Raw genomic sequence first — 21,224 nt, 5'->3', positions numbered from 1 at the left:
ATATATAGTTATGTAATGTTGAGCTAAAGTAGCAAAATAGTTATTACCGGTTCAGACCGCTAATACTAAAGTGCTAAACGGCATTGTGATGACAATTCAAAAGTAGGAACCATCTCGACAGCCCGTCTTATCCCTGATTAATCTTTGCGCGTACTCTGGCTTCGGAATGAGCCTCCAACCAATATTTTTGTAACACGGGACTGCTTAGGCCACTGGATTGATCGGCTAAATTCCATGCACCCTTCCAGATACCGTCGGCGATCATATGTACCACCGCGCTCTCTATGGCCGATGCCACACACAGACTCACCGGCTCGTTAGAGGTATAGCCAAGCTCAGACTCTAATAGCTCTTGTGCATCGATAAACTTAAACACACCGGCGGTGATCTCTTTCGACAAGATTGACTTTGTTGTCGTCACGCTACTGAGTAAGCGTCCGGTGCGGATATCCACCGCCCTGAGGTTTACCGTCACGGTATCGACACGAAACTGGGTCGCCGCACCTATGCCTAAATAGCGGGCGCCGGCGCCGCCGGTCCTGACGTTAGTGTCATAGGCAACGATACCACCTTCCATCAATATCTGCGCCGAATTAAGCTGTGGCAACTTATTGGCCTCGCCATTTAGGCCTGCCCTGACGATTTTGCGCTCGGTCAGTAGATTCTGTAGCCCTTCACGCTCGACGGGAATAAACCAGCTGGAATCATTCAAGGCCTGGGCCAGAAAGGCTGTGCCACTCTGGGGCACGGCGGTAGAGAAGTTACTGGAAGGGATGGGCTTATATTGACCAGTCTGATCACGAAAGTCATACACGGCGGCAAGCATTACCCCCTGGGGCGCAGGCAGGTTAATGAGATCATAGTAGCTCTCGCCCTTCGGCATCAGACTCGAAGAGGCTTGCACCTGTTCGAGGTCACTGGTGGTGGAACAGGCAGAGAGTAGTAGCAAGCCAGCGGCAATCAACAAAGGTTTCATCGTTAGCCACCTACACTCGAACTATCGCTCAACCCACCCACCTCGATAACCGTGGTCTCACCGGTTAATAGGTCTGTGATATGCACCAGCAGCATGCCATCTTCGTTGACCACTTGGATCTCAAAGTCGGTTGTCTTGAGGTACCCCTCGCCGCCATTGGCCGCATCATTAAAGAGTTGGCTCATCAGGCGAGACTCCAGTGAACTCGCCATACGCTCGAGTGCACTGGGAGGCGTATACCCTGAGCCCCCCTTGTGATCGTTTTGGGCCGAGGCGTTAGCCAGCAGGTAGGAGCCGTTAAGATAGCTGCCACCGAAGTTGGGGTTAACTGGGGTATAGATAAGTTGTGTCGCCTGACTGCTCAGGCTGAACCCGGCCGCCAATAGCATAGCCATCGACAGGCAAGACTTAGCTCGATTCATGGTTTAATGTCCCTATTAAAATTCATCAGGCGCTAAATCGGGATCCAACCACTGAGCCCAGCTAGCCTGTTTCTTGTTTTGCTTCAATATACTGTCGACACGCCTGGCCACCTGCTCCGCCAGCTTATCCAACTGCCGACTCGCCGGTGACACCACAGTCACAAAGATAGGTTTGCGATTGTGTAACACGCTGATCTTGCTGCCGCTGCGCGCAGTAGCCAACTCGACAATACTCAGTCCACCGTGCTCAGTCATGCCGCCGATATCGCGATAGGCGGCAACAAACTCACGATAAAATCTGTGACCGACACGAGTCATTGCCCGGTTGAGGATCAAGCCATCGATGAGATCAGACTCTAACCTCGGCGGCGTGTCACTGGTGCTCTGCGCGGCCAGTTTACTGCCCTCGTCGACATCAGGCCCCTGACAATACACTGGGGCCGAGAAGGCCGCTAACAAGAGTAAGCGGCCAACATATTTCACTGCTGCACCTCATGCAGATGAGTCTGTGCCCAGGCAATCGCCTGCCCACGGCTTGAGACACCAATTTTTCTAAACACCCGATAAAGATGTGTCTTGATGGTGCTCTCGCTGACAAATAACTGATTGGCGATATCCACGTTAGTGCTGCCTGTCAGCAATGCCTGCAGTACCTCGCGCTCGCGAATAGTCAGGTTGTCGGCGCCGTCCAGCTGCTCCTGATCTGCAGAAGCCGATAGCAAAGTATGGGGGATCACCGTCTGGCCACGCAGCACATTGGCTAAGGCCTTGCCTATCTGCTCTAAGGATGCATCACCATAGAAGACGGCGGCGGTAATAGGGGAAATTAGAAATCTTGCGTCTATCTGTTTCGGATAGTGTAAGAATACCACACGGGCGCTGTGGCGCTTTTCGATCTGCTTTTGCACCTGGTAGGCACGCTGCACATCTATGGTGGCGAGATCGATAACAACCAAAGAGTAATTCCCTTCACTCATGATCGCTTCAACACTCTCTGGGGTGACCTTAGCCAGTTTAACCAGAAACTCCTGGGGCCAACGCGTCTCCAACAGATCAATCAACAACTGCGATCGCGATACCACTACCCAATTTATCACTTTGAACATCCTGCTCACTCCATGTCGCTAGTTATAAGCGTATTCCATTAAACCGACACATATAATAACAACTATAGAATTAAAAATAACATCTTAATTGCGCCATTTTATCAAGCTCTACCAGATTATCTGTTCTAGGTGAGATCCCTTGCCCCTATCTTTCACCAGCTTACTGCTGGCGATATCCCTGAGTAACGCTAGCCCTTTGTGCATTGCCCCACTGTGTCACTATTACCCCATGACCCGAGCCGTTTTGGTAAATGCTGACCTCATTGTCATAACCACTCTGTTGCACATAGGCCTGGTTATCACTGCCTCGCTGCTCCACCACCAAAGATAGGCTCGCCCCAAGCTGACTGGCTATCAGGCTATTGTTCACCCCCACCTGCAACAGGCTGGCTTCTATCGCCTCTCCTTGCTGCAGCAAATAAGCCTGGTTGTGAATCCCCTGCTGTTGTACGCCTGCGCTGTTCGCCACGCCCGCTTGCGTGATGACCGCGCGGTTCGCGCCGCCGCTCTGGGTAATATCGGCCTGCAGTGCATCCCCAAGCTGCATGATGCTGGCGTTATCACCATGGGCTAACTCATCTAGGCTACTGAGATCATCGGCCCATACAGGTTGACCGCCAAATAGCCCCCCTAACAAGAACAACTGGCAGATTGCCTGACGCCAGGCAAATTGCCCGACCTTAAAGACTGCTTGCATCAAATTTGTTTCCTTCCTTGGCGCACCTATCTGTTTTTCTGGCCAAGATTATCTAGCTAAGACGAAGGACTTACGTCCACAAAGAGTATTAAGTCAGGCTAGACAAAGTATCTATTCAATAAAGAGGAGTAATACTTTTCTACTAAAGTTTGGTGAGGGAGTGACGAGTTTTATCTTACCGAATTGGCATTCGTATAGACGGAAGAAAGGCAGACAGGCCCTGGCGGCGACACATACAAAAACACCGGCAGCTGCCGGTGTTTGTCGATTATCTTACAAGGATCTTACTTATTCAGTACTGAATCTGCTGTGCGGCCATCGTCGTGGCAGCTGTCACATGCAGGCTTATCACCCACGTTAGAATCGTGCGGTGCGTGACAGTCGGCGCACATCAGGTTACCGTCATGTGGCTGGTGCACCTTGTCCATCTCGGCCAGTGTACCGTGACAGCTCTGACACTGCTCAAACTCGTGAGCACCATCGGCTGATGGTTCACCGTCTGCGTGACACGCTTCACAGCCTTCCATCTCAGCATGCATCTCTGCAAGTTCTTGTGGCTCTGCCATTACCGCTGGTGACAAGGCAAGCGCCGCTAAACCAGCACCGAATAACGCACTTAGAATTTTATTGCTCACGATAATTTCCTCTCTTATGTTTGGCGTTGTGGGGTTAGTTATTATGTCCCATCCTGCCTTGTTCCTAGATTGCACAACTCAGCTTAAAATAGCTAAGGTTTTGCAAATAGGCAAATTTCTCTTGCGGGCATACTAACAGTAGCCTCTTGCCAAAAATGTGCACTTAATCAAATATCTATGCCCCAAGCCTCATACTCACATATAAGTATGATCTGCGTCACACTCAGGCTATGCATATGGACATTTTTCCCCGCCCCCGACTCACCCCAAGAGCTGGCTGCAAAAATGAGACAAAAAAAACGGGAGCCTAGGCTCCCGTTTTCGTCATTAAAACTTGATTACTGTGCGCGTAATGCTTCGATACGCTTTTCCAGTGGTGGATGGCTCATCATCAGCTCGGCCATCGACTTCTTACCATTGATACCGAAGGCGGCCATCTGTGCCGGCATGGCACCGGTTTCAGGACCTTGGCGCAATCTGTCCAGCGCCGCAATCATCTTGTGCTTACCGGCAAGCTGCGCCCCACCGGCATCGGCCTTAAACTCACGCACACGTGAGAAGTAAGCGACGATCATTGACGCCAAAATACCAAACAGCATATCCATCACGAAGACCACGGCCATGTAGGCAAACATCCCCAAGCCTTCGCCCTCTTCGTCATTGCTAGCAACGAAGTTGTCGATAATGCTCGCAACCACACGCGCAGCGAAGATAACAAAGGTATTGACCACACCTTGGATCAGGGTCAGGGTCACCATGTCACCGTTAGCTACGTGGCTCACCTCGTGGGCCAGCACGCCCTCGATCTCGTCCTGGGTCATGCCGTACAGCAGTCCGCTACTCACGGCAACCAAAGAGTTATCTTTACTCGGGCCCGTGGCAAAGGCGTTTAGCTCAGGTGACTGATAAATGGCCACCTCTGGCATCTTGATGCCCGCCTGCTCAGCCTGACGAGCAACGGTATCGACCAACCAACGCTCCATGTTGTCCCTTGGCGTGGTGATCACTTCACAGCCCATAGTCTTCTTTGCCATCCACTTTGATATAGCCAGGCTGATAAAGGCACCACCAAAACCGAAGATTGCCGCAAAGACCAGGAGTCCGCTCATGGTCGAGGTATTAACCCCTAAAATAGACATCACGATTGAAGCGACCAGCAAGATTGCCATGTTTGTCGCGATCAACAAGAAAATACGCTTCATGTAAGCTCCTATTAAGCTCAGATATAAGACACCCTATGTGTCATCTGCCTCTCTTAACGACATAATATGTCCTAAAAGTCAGAGTTCAAGGGGTACCCCAAAAATTTTTTCAGTCGATGCGAGTTCGTGCGCACCCACGCCAAAAAGTGTAGACCTTGGCGTGGAGTCTAGAAGCCCTATATTAAGCCAATCTTAAATTTATCGGCTTTGATAGGATAAGCCGTTAATCTTTATTAATAATCACTTGCACCGCCAAGACCCGGCGCATTATTCATCAGCAAGTGCTCATTTAACTGCACCTTACGGCGCTAAAGTTTACTCGGCGCAAGCTTATCTAAGTCAAGATACTTTGCGGCAGTTTGGCTCGAACATTCAGACAGGTGTGGGATGACGCCGAGACATGGCGCATCCATTAATTCCGTAAGGGCAGACAGGTTATCTTGGGTCACTTCCATCTCGGGGTCGACGCAGTTCGCTACCCAACCGGCTATCTTCACGCCGTCCGCCTGTATCGCCTCTTGGGTCAGCAAGGCATGGTTGAGACATCCCAGTTTAACCCCAACCACCAAGATCACCGGCAGTTGCAGAACCCTCACTACGGTTGAGAGAAACGCCTGCTCATTTAATTGCCCCACTACTCTCAAGGCGCTATTTAACGGTAGTCGCCAGCCACCTGCACCTTCGACCAAGGCAAAATCCAACTCATCCAAGGGCAGCGTTTTTAAATGGGCCGACACCAGATCGGCGTTAAGGCTAATACCCACCTGCTTGGCGGCTATATGGGGGGCGATGGCGGGCGCGAAGGCGAAAGGGTTCACACTATCATAATCAAGACTCAGGTTAGATTCGGCCATCAGAGCCAATGCATCGCTGTTTCTTAGCCCAGCCGGCGTCTGCTCACAGCCCGAGGCGATGGGTTTCACCCCTAGGGTCGTGCCCTGCTTGCTCGCCAGATGCAAGAGTGATGAGGCCACCAGCGTCTTACCGCTGTCGGTATCTGTGCCGGCGATGAAATACACCATAAACCCTTTCCTTAACTCGCCTTACGGCTGGCATGAATAAATAAGATTTGATAGGTCAAGGCCAGCCCCTCTGGCTGACGCTTAGCCTCAACCCGATCACACAGTGCCTGCCAATCCCGGCGACCGCGCAGCCTGGCTGATGGCTGGTCATTAGCCCCCATCGCCGCAGAGGCCCCGACCCCTTTGATGGAATAAAGCAGCGTCCTGAGGCTATCGAAATGCACCTGTAGCGCCTCCACCGTTTGGTGATCTATCTGCCAATGGGCATCACTGAAGCCATCGAGCACAGTCTGGGCGGCCTCGAAGGCATTGACCCGCAGGCCAAGGGCATCGAGCTCCGCCAGGCTGCCATCGACGACGATGGCGAGGTGACACTGACCTCCAGGCTTGAGCACCCTGGCAAATTCGCTTATGACCGCCTTAATATCGCCACACCACTGCAGGGCAAGGTTTGAATAGATGGTATCTAGGCTGGCATCGACCAGCGGAAGCGCCTGAGCATCGCCACACAGCGCCTGATAGGCGGGAAAACTAGCTTGCATCTGCGACAACATCCCAGGCGCAATATCCAGTCCTATTACCTGAGTCAATTGAGGCGAGGTTGAAAACTCGGTACCTGGCCCGCAGCCGATATCTAAAAGGCGGCCAACAGGAGACATGCTTGCCCTGAGTCGCTGCGCGCTGAGTCGCTGTACCTTGTCATGTTCCTGATAGTGCCGGGCCGCCTGAGAGAACTGCCTCGCTATCTTGTCAACGTCGGCCGTGGATACAGGGCTAACCACGCAAGTCCCCTCTTTCTCCGGCGCCTTAAACACTTGGCTTGGCATATTCGTAGGCATATCTTTGGCTAATTCACTACACACAGAATCAGACTTCCTCTGAAAAAATTATACGCCTTAGCGGGCTTAGCCCTGCAAGACTCGCTGCAACTGCTCGGCCAGGGCGTCAATGTCGGCCAGGGTATGATTCACATTCAGGGTGATCCTCAGCCTGGCACTGCCTTGCGGCACGGTCGGCGGCCTGATGGCCCCCACCCAGAACCCGGCGCCCTTTAACGCTAAATCGACCTCGGCGAGCTTATCGATATCCCCCACCACCAAAGGTTGAATGGGCGTCTGGCTACCGAGCAGCTCAATTCCCCTGGCCTTGGCGGCCTGTTGAAATGCCAGGATCACCTGAGCCAGCTTGTCTCTGCGCTGACCGTCTCGAGTCACCAAATTAACGGCTTTTAGCGCCACATAGGCACTGGCCGGTGACAAGGCGGTGGAATAGATATAGTCCCTGGCATGAGCCACCAGAAAATCGATACAGGCTCGCGAGCCAAGAATCGCCGCGCCTTGGCAGCCCAGCGCCTTACCAAAGGTGACAATTTGAATATCGCAGCAACTGGCATCGACCCTCTTGTGCCCGCCCAGTGGCAAGACACCGAAACCGTGGGCATCATCAACGATCAACCAGGCACCATTGTCTTTCGCCAACCCATAAAGCTCATCTATGGGTGCCAGATCGCCATCCATACTGAAGATGCTCTCGGTGACTATCGCCTGAGGCTGGTGCTTTTCTGTCAGCCGCTTCGCGCCAGCAATATCGTTATGGACAAATCGCTTAAGCAGCGCGCCGCTCTCTCGTAAGCCGTCGATAAGGGAGGCATGGATCAGCTTATCGGCCACCACCACACTCTCTTTGTCCAGCAGCGTCTTCATCAGGGCGCTGTTGGCGCTAAAACCACTACTAAAGAGCAAGGCGGCCTCATGGCCTGTTGCATCACACAGTGCCTGCTCAAGCTTGGCGTGAGCCTCGCTATAGCCTGTCACCAGGGGCGAGGCGCCGCTGCCTACGCCATAGCGCTTCGCTCCCTCGGCTAATGCCTCGATCAACTCTCCCGATTGACTCAGGCCTAAATAATCGTTGCTGGCAAAGTTATGCTTAATGCTCCCTTGATGCACCAGACGATTGGCGCAGTCTGGATTCTGCGCCAGCTGCTGACGACGCCTGAGCAGCCCGCTTTGCGCCGCGCGCTGCATCTTCTGCTCAATTTTCTGTGCTAGCGTCTGCTGCGGCCGGGTCATGGGCTTACTCACCTTAAATTAGAGGGCTGCCGCATCGTAGAATGGCTTAGAGGCCTTGTCTTTCGCGGCCTGCGCCTTGGCAAATACCGCCTTTTCCTCTTCCACCGTGCCCGCCTGCCCCTGCTCGGGATGAAGGCCCAGGCGCTTAAACAGCGTCATGTCTTCATTCTCTTCAGGGTTACTCGTGGTCAACAACTTACAACCATAGAAGATGGAGTTGGCACCAGCAAAGAAACACATGGCCTGCAGCTCGTCTGTCATCTTCTCGCGTCCCGCCGACAGGCGAACCCGGGATAGCGGCATCAGGATACGTGCCACGGCGATGGTGCGCACAAACTCCAGCGGATCGAGATCGTCCAGGTTTTCAAATGGGGTACCGGCTACCTTCACCAACATGTTGATGGGCACAGATTCGGGATGTTTGGCCATGTTGGCTAGCTGCTGCAACAGTCCGGCGCGATCGCTGGCCTGCTCACCCATGCCGACGATACCACCCGAGCACACCTTCATGCCGGCGGCGCGCACGTTATCCAGGGTATTGAGTCTGTCCTGATAGGTACGCGTGGTAATGATGTCGCCATAGTATTCCGGCGAGGTATCCAGATTATGGTTGTAATAATCGAGTCCGGCTTCTGCCAGCTCCTGAGCCTGAGATTCGCTGAGCATCCCCAGGGTCATGCAGGTCTCCATGCCCATGGCTTTGACTTCACTGACCATGTCTTTCAGATAAGGCATGTCGCGCTCATGGGGATTACGCCAGGCGGCGCCCATGCAGAAGCGTGAAGCACCGGCGGCCTTGGCGGCACGCGCCTCGGTGAGCACCTTCTCAATCTCGATCAGCCGCTCTTTTTCAAGGCCGGTATCGTAGCGGGCGCTCTGAGGACAATACTTACAATCCTCTGGACAGGCACCCGTCTTGATCGACAAAAGACGCGAGATCTGCACCTCATTAGGGTCGAAATGCTGGCGATGAATGCTATGGGCCTTAAACAGCAGGTCATTCATAGGTAGCGCAAAAAGCGCTTCAATTTCATCACGTTGCCAATCGTGACGTAAGGCTAATTCGGACATTGATTACCAACCTTCAAGTTGCTATTTTTAGCCGGAATGCTTGATTTCCGGCGACATTTATCTTGCTTAGCATACCCTGAGGCCTTAACCTGTCAACGCCAACCAGTTAAACCGGTTTACTATCGGTTAAAATTCAACCAGGAGTTTCTATGTCTGTAAGTCCACAGATCGACTTTCAATTCGACCGACAACATATCTGGCATCCCTACACCTCAATGACCCATGCCCTTCCGGCCTATGGGGTGGTGGCGGCCGAGGGCTGTGAGTTGATCCTGGAAGACGGCAGACGCTTAATCGATGGCACCAGCTCCTGGTGGGCCTGCGTACACGGTTACGGCCACCCCTATATCCTGGAGGCGATGCAGAAGCAACTCTCCACCCTCAGCCATGTCATGTTCGGTGGTATTACCCACCCCGCCGCCGTCGCGGTCAGCAAGAAACTGATTGCCATGACCAGCGACAATCTCACCAAGGTGTTTCTAGCCGATTCCGGCTCGATCGCCGTCGAGGTAGCGATGAAGATGGCGCTGCAGTATTGGCAGGGACGCAGCAATCCAAGTAAACAACGGATACTCACGGTAAAGCATGGTTATCACGGCGACACCTTCGCCGCCATGAGTGTATGTGATCCCGAAGGCGGCATGCACATCATGTTTGGTGAGGCGGTGACCCAGCAGCTGTTTGCCCCGGCCCCCAAGACCCCTTTCGGTGAGGCGTTAATCGAGGGCGATCTCGAGGCGATGGAGGCATTACTGGAGGCAAATCATCAGACGATAGCGGCGGTAATTATCGAGCCCATCATGCAAGGCGCAGGCGCCATGCATTTCTACAGCGCCGACTACCTGAAAGGGTTGCGAGCACTGTGCGATCGTTTCAAGGTGTTGTTGATCTTAGATGAGATAGCCACTGGCTTTGGCCGCACAGGTAAACTGTTTGCCTACCAACACGCAGGCATAGAAGCCGATATTCTCTGCCTAGGTAAGGCGCTCACTGGCGGCTATATCTCCCTGGCCGCCACATTATGTAGCGACGAGGTGGCCCTAGGGATCAGCGACTCGCCCTCTGGCGTCTTCATGCATGGCCCCACCTTCATGGGGAACCCGCTGGCCTGCGCGGCCGCCAGTGCCAGTATGGATCTGATTAATCAAAACCAATGGCCCGAGCAGGTCGCCGCCATCGAACAACAGATGAAACAAGAATTAGCCCCTGCCAGTACAATAGCAGGGGTAAAGGCGGTACGCTGTTTAGGCGCCGTCGGTGTGATTGAGATGAAGCAAAGCGTCAATACCGCGGCGCTACAACAGGCGTTTGTGGATCGCGGCGTATGGGTTCGTCCCTTCTCAAACTACATCTACATCATGCCGCCCTACACCATCAGCGCGGCGCAGCTCAGCCAACTCACCCAGGCGATGCTCGAAGTCGCCACCATTGCCGGTGGGCAAAAAACTAAAGACTCAGACACGAACTCGGGCTTTATCAGCCACGGATAGCCCTAAGCCCATAGATGTATGCCCATAGATGTAGACCTATAGATGTAAACCCATAGGTGTGAGCCTAGGTTAATGACCCTCAACTACAGCCTGGGCACCTGCATAGCCTATAGTTAGTTTGCCTGCACTGTCCTCATTCAAGCGGGGACAAGTTGCAGTGTAAAAGATGATCTGAGTCGACAGGGTAAGCTATGCCTCTCACCGATGAGCAAAAACGATTGATTCAAAAATCCTATGCGGAGATTGATCGGCAAAACAGTAATTTTGCCGCCATCTTCTACGATTGCCTGTTTGCCATGGCCCCCTTGATCCGTCCCATGTTCAAGAGCGAACGACCGGTATTTGAATATCACTTCAATGAATTGATCTCCACCGCAGCAACCAAGGTATTTCAGTTCGAGGAGATAAAACCCCGCCTGGTGGTGCTGGGGCAAAAACATAGGGGTTACGGCGTCACACCGGCGCAGTTTGAGGTGGTGCGCTCGGCCCTGATGCTATCGCTTCAAGATTGCCTGAGAGATGCGTGCAACCCGACCATCGAGCAGGCTTGGTCATGCTATTACGATGAAATTGCCAAGGTAATGATCGCCGCCATGGAAGAGGCGCCAGCCCCTTAAGCAGCACATCTGACACAAGATCTGACACTAAACCATACACAATCCCAGACACAAGCCAGGCCCAAGCAGATTTAGCCCAAAACAGACTTAGGCTCAGGGCTGGATTAGCAACTGGATGTGTGACTGTTATTCAATATTGGCAGTCGAAGATAGCCAATGACGCAGAGAAACCATCCCCTCATCGATAGACACCAGTGGTCGGTAACCTAAATCCGACTTGGCCGCCGAAATATCGAAATAGTGACTGGTCGAGAGTTGTCTGGCCACGAAGCGGGTCATGATAGGTTCTTCCCGCTTACCCAGCAGACCATAGACTCCCTCTAACAGTGCCCCAGCGAGATAGGCAACGCTGGCGGGCACCCGCTTATCGACAGGTGCAAGATCGGCGCTGGCCAAGATCTTGTTGAGCATGGCCGCCATGGTGATCGGCTCATCGTTACTCAAGAAGTAACACTTGCCGGCGCACTGCTGTGGGCTCAGCTTGAGAGTCAAGGCCGCCAGAATATGAGCATAGGCGGCGTTGCCCACATAGATGGTATCCACCAGTTTATCTGCCTTACCCACCAGCTTGAGCCTACCGGCACGGGCGCGGGCGATCACCCTGGGCACCAGATGGGGATCTTCCGGCCCCCAGATAAGGTGTGGCCTGAGTGACACAGTATTAAGCTTGTCTCGGCTAGAGGATTTTCCGCTCGCAAGTGGTGTGGCATTGGCCGCCGTCACCCTCTGCTCGGCGATCGCCTTAGACTCGCCGTAATAGTTTAGGAAACGGCTGGCATAGGGCGCACGCTCATCGATACCCGACTCATCTTCGCCGGCAAAAGTCACACTCGGCGTACTGGTATAGACGAAACTGTCGACACCTTGGACGATACAGGCCTTGAGCAGGTTATCGCAGCCCTGTACGTTCGGCGCAAAATAGCTTTCCCTGCTGCCCCACACTCCCGCCTTGGAGGCCACATGGAATACCAGATCGCATCCCGCCATGGCACGGGTTACCGCATCAAGATCGCAGATATCGCCACTGATCATCTCGACGCCCATTGCCTCTAGCTCGGGATAACGCCCCCGGGCGAAACCTGTCACCTTGATACCGGCTGCGCATAGACGTTGGCAGATCGCCTTGCCCAGAAACCCACCTGCGCCGGTCACAAAGGCATAACGGCTCACCCTGGCCAGTTGATCCAGCGCCTCAACCTCTTCTGGGTACAGCTTGAGGTTATCCTTGTTATTGGCAAACTTAGTGATGCTCACGCCCTATCACTCCTTGTAGGTGGACTGTGCCCACTCCGCCAGCTTCTCTCTGAAGATCTTGGCGTTGTGACGGATATCGACGGGGAACCCCGGATGGATCAGAAAGCGCGTGATCCCCTGAGTCTGACTGTGGGCCTCACCCAGCAGCCTAAGCTCGTTGTAGAGCGCCGCGGCGTTGCTGCAACTCAGCCCCTGCTTGAGTTCGAGGCAGATAAGCGGTTGCATCTCACCTTTAACGTCTATTCCCACCAGAGCGGAACGCTTGATATCGCTGTGGGTGTTATAGATACGCTCACAGGGGATGGAGAAATAGCGGCGCTGCTGGCCATCGACTAAGCAATCCACTCTGTGGGCCTTGCGGCCACACATCCACAGCCTTCCTTGACTATCGAGATACCCAAGATCTCCCATGCGGTGATAATGCTGACCCTGGGCATCAAAAATCTTTGCCTGGGCCGTAGCCTTATCGCGGCGATAATAGCTAGGGCTAACCATGGGGCCTTTAACCACTATCTCGCCTATCTGCTCGTTTGGCAGACAGAGATCCGCCGACCAGTTAGGGATCTGTGCCTCATCGATAGCGATTATCTGTATCTCGACACCCGCTATCGGCTTACCGACACAGATCCCGCCGCCGTTATCCGTGATCTCTGTGGTATCAAACAACTCATGGCTGCCTATCTTACTCAGCGGCAGCGACTCGGTGGCCCCGTAGGAGTTAAGCACAGGCACGTCACGCTTAAGCATCTCACTGAAACGCTTGATGGACGCTATGGTCGCAGGGGCGCCCGCCGAGATCACCCGCTTAAGGCTGCTAAGCTGCACCTTAGGCTGCCTGCTTGTGCCCGCCTGCCCCAAGCGCTCGATAAGCGCCGGATTAACGAACATGTTAGTGCATCGATAGCGCTCGATGGCCGCGAAAATATAGTCGGGATTGGCGGTGATCGGCTTGCTGGCGTCCATCTCAGGCACAATCGAGGCCATGCCTAGCGCCGGGCCGAACAGGGAAAACAGCGGAAAGGTTGCCAGATCGCGCTCGCCAGGAGTAATTTGATAATCATGCTTGAGGGCAGTTATCTGCGCCTCGAACATGCGATGAGAATAGACCACGCCCTTGGGCGTGCCCGTGCTGCCACTGGTGAACAAGATGGCGCACATCTCGTCATCATCGAGCCTAGCCATGGCGAAAGGTCCCTTGTCGCGACCCAGCTGCTTAAGCTGCTCAAGGCTCGCACCGCCCCACAGCTTGCTACCACCTACGGTCATCAGATGGGTCAGGCTGGACTTGCCCCAGCCAAACAGACGCCGAGCCAGATGCGCCTTAGGAATGCCGATAAAGGCATCGGGCGCCGCCTCTTCAAAACACTGCTTAAGGTTTTTCACTCCCATGCCGGGATCGACCAGGATCGGCACTATCCCCGCCTTAAACAGGGCAAAAGTTAAGGCAAAAAACTCAAGGCTTGGGGTAACCATCAACACCGCCTTGGCACCGCGTTTGATGCCATAGGCATAAAGGCCGTGGGCCAGCGTGTCGCTCATGGTGTCGAGCTCGGCAAAATTCAGCTCTTGATAGTCAAGTTGTTTACTGAAAACGCCTCTGGCCTTCTGCACCGCTACCGCCAGCTCATAGGGGGCTTCTTTGGCCGCCCGGTTGAGATGACGACACAAATTAGCGCCAACTTGCTCTGTCTCAGACATTCGCCTCACCCCTTAATGCGATAGTGCTTTAATGCTTTAGTGCGTTAGTGCGTTAGTGCTTTAGTGCGTTAGTGCTTTAGTGCGTTAGTGCTTTAGTGCGTTAGCGCGCCATAAACTGCTGAACATGAGTCACTACCTCATCGCTGGCATCTTCCAGGATATAGTGACCACAGTCGGCAAACTCATGCACCTCGGCCTGTGGGAAACGACGTTTCCACTCATCGAGGAAGTGTTTATCGAACACAAAATCCTTGAGGCCCCAACAGATCATCATAGGCAGCTGGTTAAATTGGCTCAGTTTTTCACTGATCTCGCTCACCAACTCATAGTTGCGATCGCCCGGCTTAAGGGGAATGTCCTGTACGAAACGCAGGGTCGAGATGCGGTTCGCCCAGGAGTTAAATGGCGCCACATAGGCCTCGCGAATCGCCTTAGGCATAGGCGCGCGCTTGACGCCCACATAGGAGGCGATAGAGGAAAAAGCATTAAGGCCACGCACCAGTACCGTGCCCAAAAGCGTATTGCGGCAGATCCACAGGGCCCAGGGAAACGGCTTGGCCTCCGGCAGATGAAAGGCACCGGTATTAAGCACCACGATCTTCTTGATCCGCTCGGGGTGACGGGCCGCATAGCCCATGCCGATCATACCGCCCCAGTCATGAACGATAAGGGTGATCTTCTCTTTCACCTCGAGGTGGTCGAGCAAGGCTTCGAGATCGTCGATGCGATTCTTCAGGGTGTAGTCATAACCGGCATCGTCTGGCTTATCCGACAGGCCACAGCCGATATGATCCGGCACGATACACTGATGATTCGAGCTTAGCGCCTTCACCAGATTACGATAATAGAAAGACCAACTCGGGTTGCCATGCACCATGACCACGGGCTCACCCTGGCCCTCATTCACATATTGCAACTTGTGACCATTACGGTCTAAGTAATTGCATTTAAAAGGAAATAACGAATCGAGCATGGGGTACCTGTTATGATTATGCCTTGAGTGGGCGACGCCGCTCGGCGTCGCCCCTATGCTGTACTATCCAGAATGAGTAGACGGGTCGATTACCACTTGAGCCCGAGCATCATGCAGTTGAGTCCACTGCCTATGCCGAGAAAACTCACCTGATCGCCCTTACGCAGAAAACCTTGATCGTGGGCCATGGCGGCCGTCACGGGCAACGAGACTGTGCCCATGTTGCCAAGGAGCTGATAGGTGGGGAACTCTTTCTCCTGAGGGATATTGAGCGCGCTCAGTACCTGTTTGCGGTTGGAGGCGCCGACCTGATGACAGATCACCTTGTCGACCTGCTCCACCAGCCAGTTACGCTGCTCGAGGAAATGCGCCCAGGTATGACGAGCCAGCTCGACCCCTTCTTTAAGCAGGGCGACGCCGTCGGTACGCATAAACTCGCGGTACAGCTGGGTGCCAGCTTCCTGTAATCCCCATTGACAGAGATTATGATGTTCGGGCGCCGAAAGATGACTCGCGCCAAGCAGCTGATGCTGACGCTCACTCTTCAGCGGCAAACTGCCGTCGGTGAGCAGCACAGCCACGGCGCCGGAGCCGCCGGTCAGGGTCGCCAGCGACTGGGCATAGTTCTGCATGGTCGGCTCGGCCAACATGTTGTCTATGGTGATGTCCACAATATGACGCGCCGATTCACAGGAGACCACCAGGCCGGCCTTGATCTGACCCAGCTCGATACGGTTGGCGATATCTAAAATACCCGACAACACGCCCAGACAGGCGTTGCTGATGTCATAGATGGCGGTATCCTTGGAGACCCCTAGCTCGGCGGCGATACGACAGGCGGTCGCCGGCTCGTGCTGATCGCGGCAGACGCCGGTATAGACCACGGCGCCGAGATCGGCCACATCAATCCCCGTCTCCTCGATAGACTTGTGGGCGGCTGCCAATGCGCCGTCGGACAATCTATGCCCCTTAGGCCACCAGCGACGCTCGTGGATCCCGGTTAATGCGGCAAGCTGCCCCATGGGGATCCGGAATTTTTGGTACAGGGGAGCTAATCGAGACTCTAACTCTGAAGTCGAAACCACTTCAGGTGCCAGCTCATAGGCCAGACTATTTATAAAAACGCGAGAATATTTCATGAAACCGTTCTGTTTCGCTCATTATATCGGCACTTATTCGGCCAATTTTTATCTTTCTGTGTTAGCCCGCCATTTGAGCAAGAAACGGCGAATGATTCAATAAAAAACCGCCATAGGGCGGCTTTTTTTAGGCGCGAGTTGGCAAATTTATGACAGCGCACGCCGGGTTTCTTCCACAGAGCAAACGAGCAAAAAACCACTTAAGCGCCTTAAGGCGCCGCTAAATGGTCAAAAAAGCGACTCAGGTAGCAACGCTCAAGGAAGCCTAAGAGCGCCTAACTGGGCTCAGGCAGATGGGCCTGGATCAATGCGTTTCTCGGGGTTACCTCAAGATTGCAAAAGGCGCTGAGACTCACCTGATAGCCCTGCTCCTCTAGGAAACAGACTCTATCGAGCAGCAGCCAAAGCTCCAAGGCCTCACGAAACAGGTGCGCCACCAGATCGATGCGCCGTGTCAGTCGCTGACGCTCAAGCCCCCTGGCAAGATATATCTCATCATCCCAAAGATCGGGCAAGTCCACCCGCTTTTGCGCCGCCGCCCAGTGGCAGAAGTCGCGAAAACTGCCGCTTAACTGACTCTGTTTCACTGCGGGTATTGGCAGGTACTTAGCTCGGTCGCTAGCATCACGCTGCAAGCTATCGAAACCCAGTCGCCAGGCCACCTCTTTAAGGCGAAGTGCCCTTGCCTTGGCATTAGCAATCACAGATCGCTGCAAGGGAAGCTGAAGATCGTGTTTGCTGAGCGAGAGCTCACTCGCCTGAGCGAGCACTGACAGCGGCTGATAATGGCTGCTGGGGATCAGATGATAGCAACAGGGGGCGATTGCCAGGTCACGGGTTCTGGCCTTGGCGGCGCCGCGCAGCAGACTCATATGCAGCTCGCCGCAGGCATGCAGGGCCACCGCCTGCTGCTCACGCTTAAGCAGCTTTTGGGCAGACTCAGCCAGGGCATCGCCGCAGACGAAGCGTTGGGGCAACTGCCACTGGTGGGCAAACTGCGAACCTGCCTCACACAGCGACTGCTGCCACTCCAGGCTCACCACTGTTCGCGCTTGAGCCTTGGCCAGCAAGCGGCCCAGATGTCCCTTGCCAGCGCACCACTCCAAGATCTCATCATTCCTCGGGGTGACTCTCGCGGAAAAATCAACAATTTGCTGCCACTTGCGCCCCTTGATATGGGCGCTGAAATGACTTTGTTCACTCTCTGACAGACCGACGTCGGAGGAAGCTTTGTCTGTCGGCCTGATCCCTTGTGCCAGTTCGCCCAGCAAGGAGAGCGGCCAGCTCAATCCTTTAGCGGCCAGATCCGCCTTGAGGGCGGGCGCCAGGCGCGCGTGCAGCGCCGCACTGTCGCTATCGAGACCGTCAATTTCATCGTCATGAATCTGCCAGAGCAGCTCGGCAAGCCTTGGAAACGCGTCTTGCCAGGGCAAGGTCTGCGCCTCGAAGGCCTTCACCTGCCACAACGCGCGACTGCCCGTTAGCAAACTATCTAAGGCTGTAAACTGCTTGGCATACGACATTAAGGTTCCCCGGCTCACTCACCCTAACCAATAGGGCCAAAATAGATACGCCGGCGAAACCCCGCCAGCGCACGCCAATTGTAAACCAGCTTGCTCTGCAATCACAGCCTGACCACCGCTCTGGTCAGCCAGCTCATGTCGAAGACGGCTGCTGTTTTAGGGCCATGCGCTTACCCAGCCAGACGCCAAGCCCCAAGGGGGCAAAGAAACAGACCACGAAGAAGAGCACCAGATAGAGGATCAGGCTCTTGAGGGTCTTGGTCAGCTCGGCAAACGCGCGCTCGACCGCATGCTGACTGATAGCATCGAGATCCGCCGCAGCCGCCACGCGCTGACGATTAACCATCTCCTCCAGCGCCAGACGCTCCTGTTTAACCATCTGGGTTAACGCCTCACGCTCAACAGAGAGCTGAGCCAGCTTGTCGTCAGTGGTCTCACTGAGCTGCGCAAGCAGTGGCATCAGCTCACGGCGCAGATCCACCGCCAGGGTCTGCATCATCTCTGGGCTCTGTGCCATCAACTGCTGAAACTTAGCCGAGGTATCGCTGATGCTCTGCAGTGTCTGCTGCACAGTCTCAGGATTGATGTTGGCATGTAGGGCATAGAGCTCCGCCTTCCAGCCTAAGATCTTGGGCATCTGCTCGGCGATCATCGCCATGCGATCCGATACGTCACTCATCACCTCGGGCACAGTGCCAAAGGTTGTCACCGCCTCAAATTCGCTGATGTTACGATAGGCCAGCCAGTCGTTGAAGGCGGAATGCCGAGCAAAGCTGAGATCCGTGATGGGATTCTTGGCCACATAATCTAAGATAAACGCCTGATATTTCTTAAACTCGCCTGGCTCAACAAAGCCCTTTATGGACCGTTCAAAATCCGCCTGCAGCACCTTGCTGACCTCGATGGCGATCCCTTGTTGATCGCCAAACAGGGATGCGCCCGCACCGCCGTCAAAAAACGCGCTCATCTGCGCCGTTAGTGTCCAGGTATCCACCATGGCCGCGACGGGAGACGCTTGAAAGATCGCCCGCTGCAACGCCTGTTCGCTGTTGATCTTCCACATCAAGGCATTGGATTTAGTAGACAGATCATCCCCTTTCTCCAGCACTATCTGATCCGCCCCCTGCTCCACCTTGGCGTAGAAGGTATGGCTAAAGTCGCGGCTGAAAACCCGCATGTTAAGTTGTGCCTGTGGCAAGGGTTCGATACCACTCTCAAGTTTAACTTCCAGTAACGAACAGGCCGATAAACTCAACATGCCGATCACCAAGAGGACAGATCTGTATTTCAGCCCCATAACAACACCCCGCAAAAATTCACAACCAATTGAATTTAAATGACTAATAACAAGATGCTAGCACCAATAACCAGCGTGCACCAGCATCATAGTCAGGTTGAACCCTCACCCTAGCTATTTTAGAATGCCGCCACCACTTCACATGAGTATATAAAGCTAAGATGCAATCACCTTGCGTGGCCCGTTGTGGCCTAAATGATGAAGATATCTGTATGGGCTGTTATCGCCATATCGACGAAATAGTCGGTTGGGGACAGGCGGACGAGTCACGTCAGGCCGAAATTTGGGCCAACGTGAAGCGTCGAAAGCAGCAAGGAAAAACCGGGGAAAACCAGCAGATCATCAGCCGTCAGAAGTGGCTAGAGGCGGAGCGGCGTCTCGCAGCGCAAGACGCCAATAATTAGTAAGTTATAAGAATTACTTCTTATTCATCATAGCCTTAAGATCGGCGAAGGGATTATAGGTCGCTGCTTCTACCTGGGTCTCACTGGTCGGCCCGTATTGGATCAACTCTTCATACTTGGCATGTTCGTTATCATGACAATAGAGGCAGAGTAGCTCCCAGTTGGAGCCATCGCTCGGGTTGTTGTCATGATTGTGGTCCCTATGATGCACCGTCAGCTCCCTGAGATTGGAATGGGTGAATTCGCGGGTACAGCGGCCGCAGATCCAGGGATATAATTTAAGGGCCTGTTCACGGTAGCCCGATTCGCGCTTGGCCTTATACTCGCGGGCCTCGGCCAGCACTCTATCTAATTTACTTTGACCTTGATGGGTAGACATAAGCTCGTCTCTGTTCTTACCCCTATTGGGCGACTCTATTCACAGGCAATATACCCATAGTCGCGGCAAAAGGGAATCAAGACGGTCCTTTAACGAGCAAGACACCAACAAGTCCCATGTGTACTCTGCATCGGCTTACAAAAGAGAGTGCCATGAGGACTTATTCGCAACTTTGTTAGGTTTGAGCATACCACTTCATGGCCAGCACCAGATTCTGGCGCATAAAATCTTCCTTCAGCGCCATATAACGCCGGCTATCATGGTCACACTCAAACGCAGCCTGTCGCTTTGAAAGGCATGCAGATGATGGGTGCGTTGCGGGCCAGCCTTGTATTCATCCCTTTTCCCTTCATCACTCTTATCTTCTTCACTCTTATCTTCTTCACTCTTATCTTCTTCGCTTTTAGTTTCTTCGCTTTTGCAAAAGTAGCGCCGCCCGCTAATGCCATTTTCACCACGGGCGACATAGCCTAAGGCCCTTAGTTGCTCAGCCTGTGCATCCAGCGCCGCCAAGCTGTCGACCTCTAGCAGCATATCGATAATCGGCTTGGCCGCCAGTCCAGGCACAGAGGTACTGCCGATATGCTCTAGGCTGACGACACACTCCCCCAGCGCCGTCAGCAGCCGCGCCTTCTCTACCTTAAACGCCTGGTGCCAACTCATCTGATGGTCGATCACCACTATGCTGCGCGCCATCTCTTCTCTCCTCTTTGATTGGGCTGATGGGTTAATGGGCGAATAAACAAATGCAAGAGGGACAAATCGACTAATGCATCACAAGATAGTCTCGCGCTAACCTTGCAAGTTAGCCCCGACTAACGCTTGCTCCCCTCGCCTGCTCTTACCAGGCTCGCCAGCATAAATAGAACAAATAAGCCGGTTAACAGAAAGAGGAATACCAGCGCCTGGGTCAGATCACCTTGTGTAACCTTAAGAAGCGCCCCAAATAGATCGTCGAAATTATGCCAGATATAACCTGCCAGTAACGCCAACAGCGCGAGTGTAGTGGCATAGTGAATTTGGCCACCTGAATAGACGAAGTGATAGACTCACTTCCAGAGAAAAGGTGGTAGAAATGAAGAACACAAGACCGACATTCAGTGCAGAGTTCAAATTAGAAGCTGCGCAGCTGGTAACGAAACAGGGATACAGCATAACTGAGGCTGCAAGCGCGATGGGCGTCAGTAATTCAGCCATGCGTAAATGGGTAAACCAGCTTCGACAGGAGAAGCAAGGCGTATCCCCCAAAG

General features: G+C 53.8%; 23 protein-coding genes. 4 read left to right on the top strand and 19 right to left on the bottom strand.

Annotation, left to right across the window (positions count from 1 at the left end; genetic code table 11):
* Positions 1-127: 127 nt before the first annotated feature.
* The 11 genes from L1D47_RS15750 to bioB all read right to left on the bottom strand — a co-directional run bounded on the left by L1D47_RS15750 (position 128) and on the right by bioB (position 9,200).
* Positions 128-976, bottom strand: coding sequence for a CsgG/HfaB family protein (locus L1D47_RS15750; RefSeq protein ID WP_041511482.1), 849 nt, complete (start codon positions 974-976; stop codon positions 128-130).
* 2 nt (positions 977-978) lie between these two features.
* Complete coding sequence (locus tag L1D47_RS15745) at positions 979-1,398, bottom strand: curli assembly protein CsgF (RefSeq protein WP_200890562.1); 420 nt, start codon at positions 1,396-1,398, stop codon at positions 979-981.
* A 15-nt stretch (positions 1,399-1,413) separates the two neighbouring features.
* Positions 1,414-1,881, bottom strand: coding sequence for a curli production assembly/transport protein CsgE (locus tag L1D47_RS15740; protein WP_041511483.1), 468 nt, complete (start codon positions 1,879-1,881; stop codon positions 1,414-1,416).
* Positions 1,878-2,504 carry a LuxR C-terminal-related transcriptional regulator gene (locus tag L1D47_RS15735; RefSeq protein ID WP_041511484.1) on the bottom strand — a complete coding sequence of 209 codons (627 nt, stop codon included), beginning with the start codon at positions 2,502-2,504 and terminating at the stop codon, positions 1,878-1,880. The genes L1D47_RS15740 and L1D47_RS15735 overlap by 4 nt, the downstream gene beginning before the upstream one ends.
* Positions 2,505-2,664: 160 nt before the next feature.
* The gene (locus L1D47_RS15730) at positions 2,665-3,201 is read right to left on the bottom strand and encodes a curlin (RefSeq protein ID WP_239885973.1); all 537 of its coding nucleotides are present in this window, start codon (positions 3,199-3,201) and stop codon (positions 2,665-2,667) included.
* A 284-nt stretch (positions 3,202-3,485) separates the two neighbouring features.
* Positions 3,486-3,836, bottom strand: a complete 351-nt coding sequence (locus L1D47_RS15725) for a cytochrome c3 family protein (RefSeq protein ID WP_239885972.1) — start codon at positions 3,834-3,836, stop codon at positions 3,486-3,488.
* A 338-nt stretch (positions 3,837-4,174) separates the two neighbouring features.
* Positions 4,175-5,038 carry a protease HtpX gene (gene htpX, locus L1D47_RS15720; RefSeq protein ID WP_041511485.1) on the bottom strand — a complete coding sequence of 288 codons (864 nt, stop codon included), beginning with the start codon at positions 5,036-5,038 and terminating at the stop codon, positions 4,175-4,177.
* 308 nt (positions 5,039-5,346) lie between these two features.
* A complete protein-coding gene (gene bioD, locus L1D47_RS15715) occupies positions 5,347-6,057 on the bottom strand; it encodes a dethiobiotin synthase (RefSeq protein WP_239885975.1) in 711 nt (236 codons plus the stop codon).
* Between the two features lie 14 nt (positions 6,058-6,071).
* Positions 6,072-6,887, bottom strand: a complete 816-nt coding sequence (locus L1D47_RS15710; protein ID WP_239885971.1) for a methyltransferase domain-containing protein — start codon at positions 6,885-6,887, stop codon at positions 6,072-6,074.
* Positions 6,888-6,965: 78 nt separating this feature from the next.
* Positions 6,966-8,129 (bottom strand): 8-amino-7-oxononanoate synthase, encoded by a 1,164-nt coding sequence (locus tag L1D47_RS15705; protein WP_239885970.1) that lies wholly within the window; start codon positions 8,127-8,129, stop codon positions 6,966-6,968.
* Between the two features lie 18 nt (positions 8,130-8,147).
* The gene (gene bioB / locus L1D47_RS15700) at positions 8,148-9,200 is read right to left on the bottom strand and encodes a biotin synthase BioB (protein ID WP_041511487.1); all 1,053 of its coding nucleotides are present in this window, start codon (positions 9,198-9,200) and stop codon (positions 8,148-8,150) included.
* 149 nt (positions 9,201-9,349) lie between these two features.
* Here bioB and bioA point away from each other — a divergent pair, with 149 nt between their 5' ends.
* On the top strand, positions 9,350-10,690 hold the full coding sequence (gene bioA, locus L1D47_RS15695) for an adenosylmethionine--8-amino-7-oxononanoate transaminase (protein WP_239885969.1): 1,341 nt from the start codon (positions 9,350-9,352) through the stop codon (positions 10,688-10,690).
* A 191-nt stretch (positions 10,691-10,881) separates the two neighbouring features.
* Positions 10,882-11,307 (top strand): globin domain-containing protein, encoded by a 426-nt coding sequence (locus L1D47_RS15690; RefSeq protein ID WP_239885968.1) that lies wholly within the window; start codon positions 10,882-10,884, stop codon positions 11,305-11,307.
* A 126-nt stretch (positions 11,308-11,433) separates the two neighbouring features.
* Here L1D47_RS15690 and oleD read toward each other — a convergent pair whose 3' ends face one another.
* From oleD to L1D47_RS15660, 6 genes are all read right to left on the bottom strand, one after another.
* On the bottom strand, positions 11,434-12,519 hold the full coding sequence (gene oleD, locus L1D47_RS15685; RefSeq protein ID WP_239885974.1) for a 2-alkyl-3-oxoalkanoate reductase: 1,086 nt from the start codon (positions 12,517-12,519) through the stop codon (positions 11,434-11,436).
* A 48-nt stretch (positions 12,520-12,567) separates the two neighbouring features.
* On the bottom strand, positions 12,568-14,259 hold the full coding sequence (gene oleC / locus L1D47_RS15680) for an olefin beta-lactone synthetase (protein WP_239885967.1): 1,692 nt from the start codon (positions 14,257-14,259) through the stop codon (positions 12,568-12,570).
* 100 nt (positions 14,260-14,359) lie between these two features.
* Positions 14,360-15,232, bottom strand: coding sequence for an alpha/beta fold hydrolase (locus tag L1D47_RS15675; RefSeq protein ID WP_239885966.1), 873 nt, complete (start codon positions 15,230-15,232; stop codon positions 14,360-14,362).
* Positions 15,233-15,321: 89 nt separating this feature from the next.
* Positions 15,322-16,371, bottom strand: a complete 1,050-nt coding sequence (locus L1D47_RS15670; RefSeq protein WP_041511492.1) for a 3-oxoacyl-ACP synthase III — start codon at positions 16,369-16,371, stop codon at positions 15,322-15,324.
* 275 nt (positions 16,372-16,646) lie between these two features.
* Positions 16,647-17,894: a methyltransferase gene (locus L1D47_RS15665; RefSeq protein ID WP_239885965.1), complete on the bottom strand. Its 1,248-nt coding sequence runs from the start codon at positions 17,892-17,894 to the stop codon at positions 16,647-16,649.
* 133 nt (positions 17,895-18,027) lie between these two features.
* Entirely contained in the window at positions 18,028-19,191 is a 1,164-nt protein-coding gene (locus L1D47_RS15660; protein WP_239885964.1) for a chemotaxis protein, read from the bottom strand.
* A 161-nt stretch (positions 19,192-19,352) separates the two neighbouring features.
* Between L1D47_RS15660 and L1D47_RS15655 the strand changes: the two genes are divergently transcribed.
* On the top strand, positions 19,353-19,595 hold the full coding sequence (locus L1D47_RS15655) for a DUF1289 domain-containing protein (protein WP_041511495.1): 243 nt from the start codon (positions 19,353-19,355) through the stop codon (positions 19,593-19,595).
* 13 nt (positions 19,596-19,608) lie between these two features.
* On the opposite strand, the gene L1D47_RS15650 is transcribed toward L1D47_RS15655, so the two are convergent.
* Complete coding sequence (locus L1D47_RS15650; RefSeq protein ID WP_041511496.1) at positions 19,609-19,974, bottom strand: YajD family HNH nuclease; 366 nt, start codon at positions 19,972-19,974, stop codon at positions 19,609-19,611.
* 234 nt (positions 19,975-20,208) lie between these two features.
* A complete protein-coding gene (locus tag L1D47_RS15645) occupies positions 20,209-20,670 on the bottom strand; it encodes a GrpB family protein (protein ID WP_239885963.1) in 462 nt (153 codons plus the stop codon).
* A gap of 379 nt (positions 20,671-21,049) precedes the next feature.
* Between L1D47_RS15645 and L1D47_RS15640 the strand changes: the two genes are divergently transcribed.
* The coding region (locus L1D47_RS15640) for a transposase (RefSeq protein WP_239882609.1) at positions 21,050-21,224 on the top strand (175 nt) is incomplete at its 3' end.

It is taken from the genome of Shewanella sp. Isolate7 (assembly GCF_022398425.1).
GTDB lineage: Bacteria > Pseudomonadota > Gammaproteobacteria > Enterobacterales > Shewanellaceae > Shewanella.
This window is presented reverse-complemented; position numbering and strand designations above follow the sequence as displayed.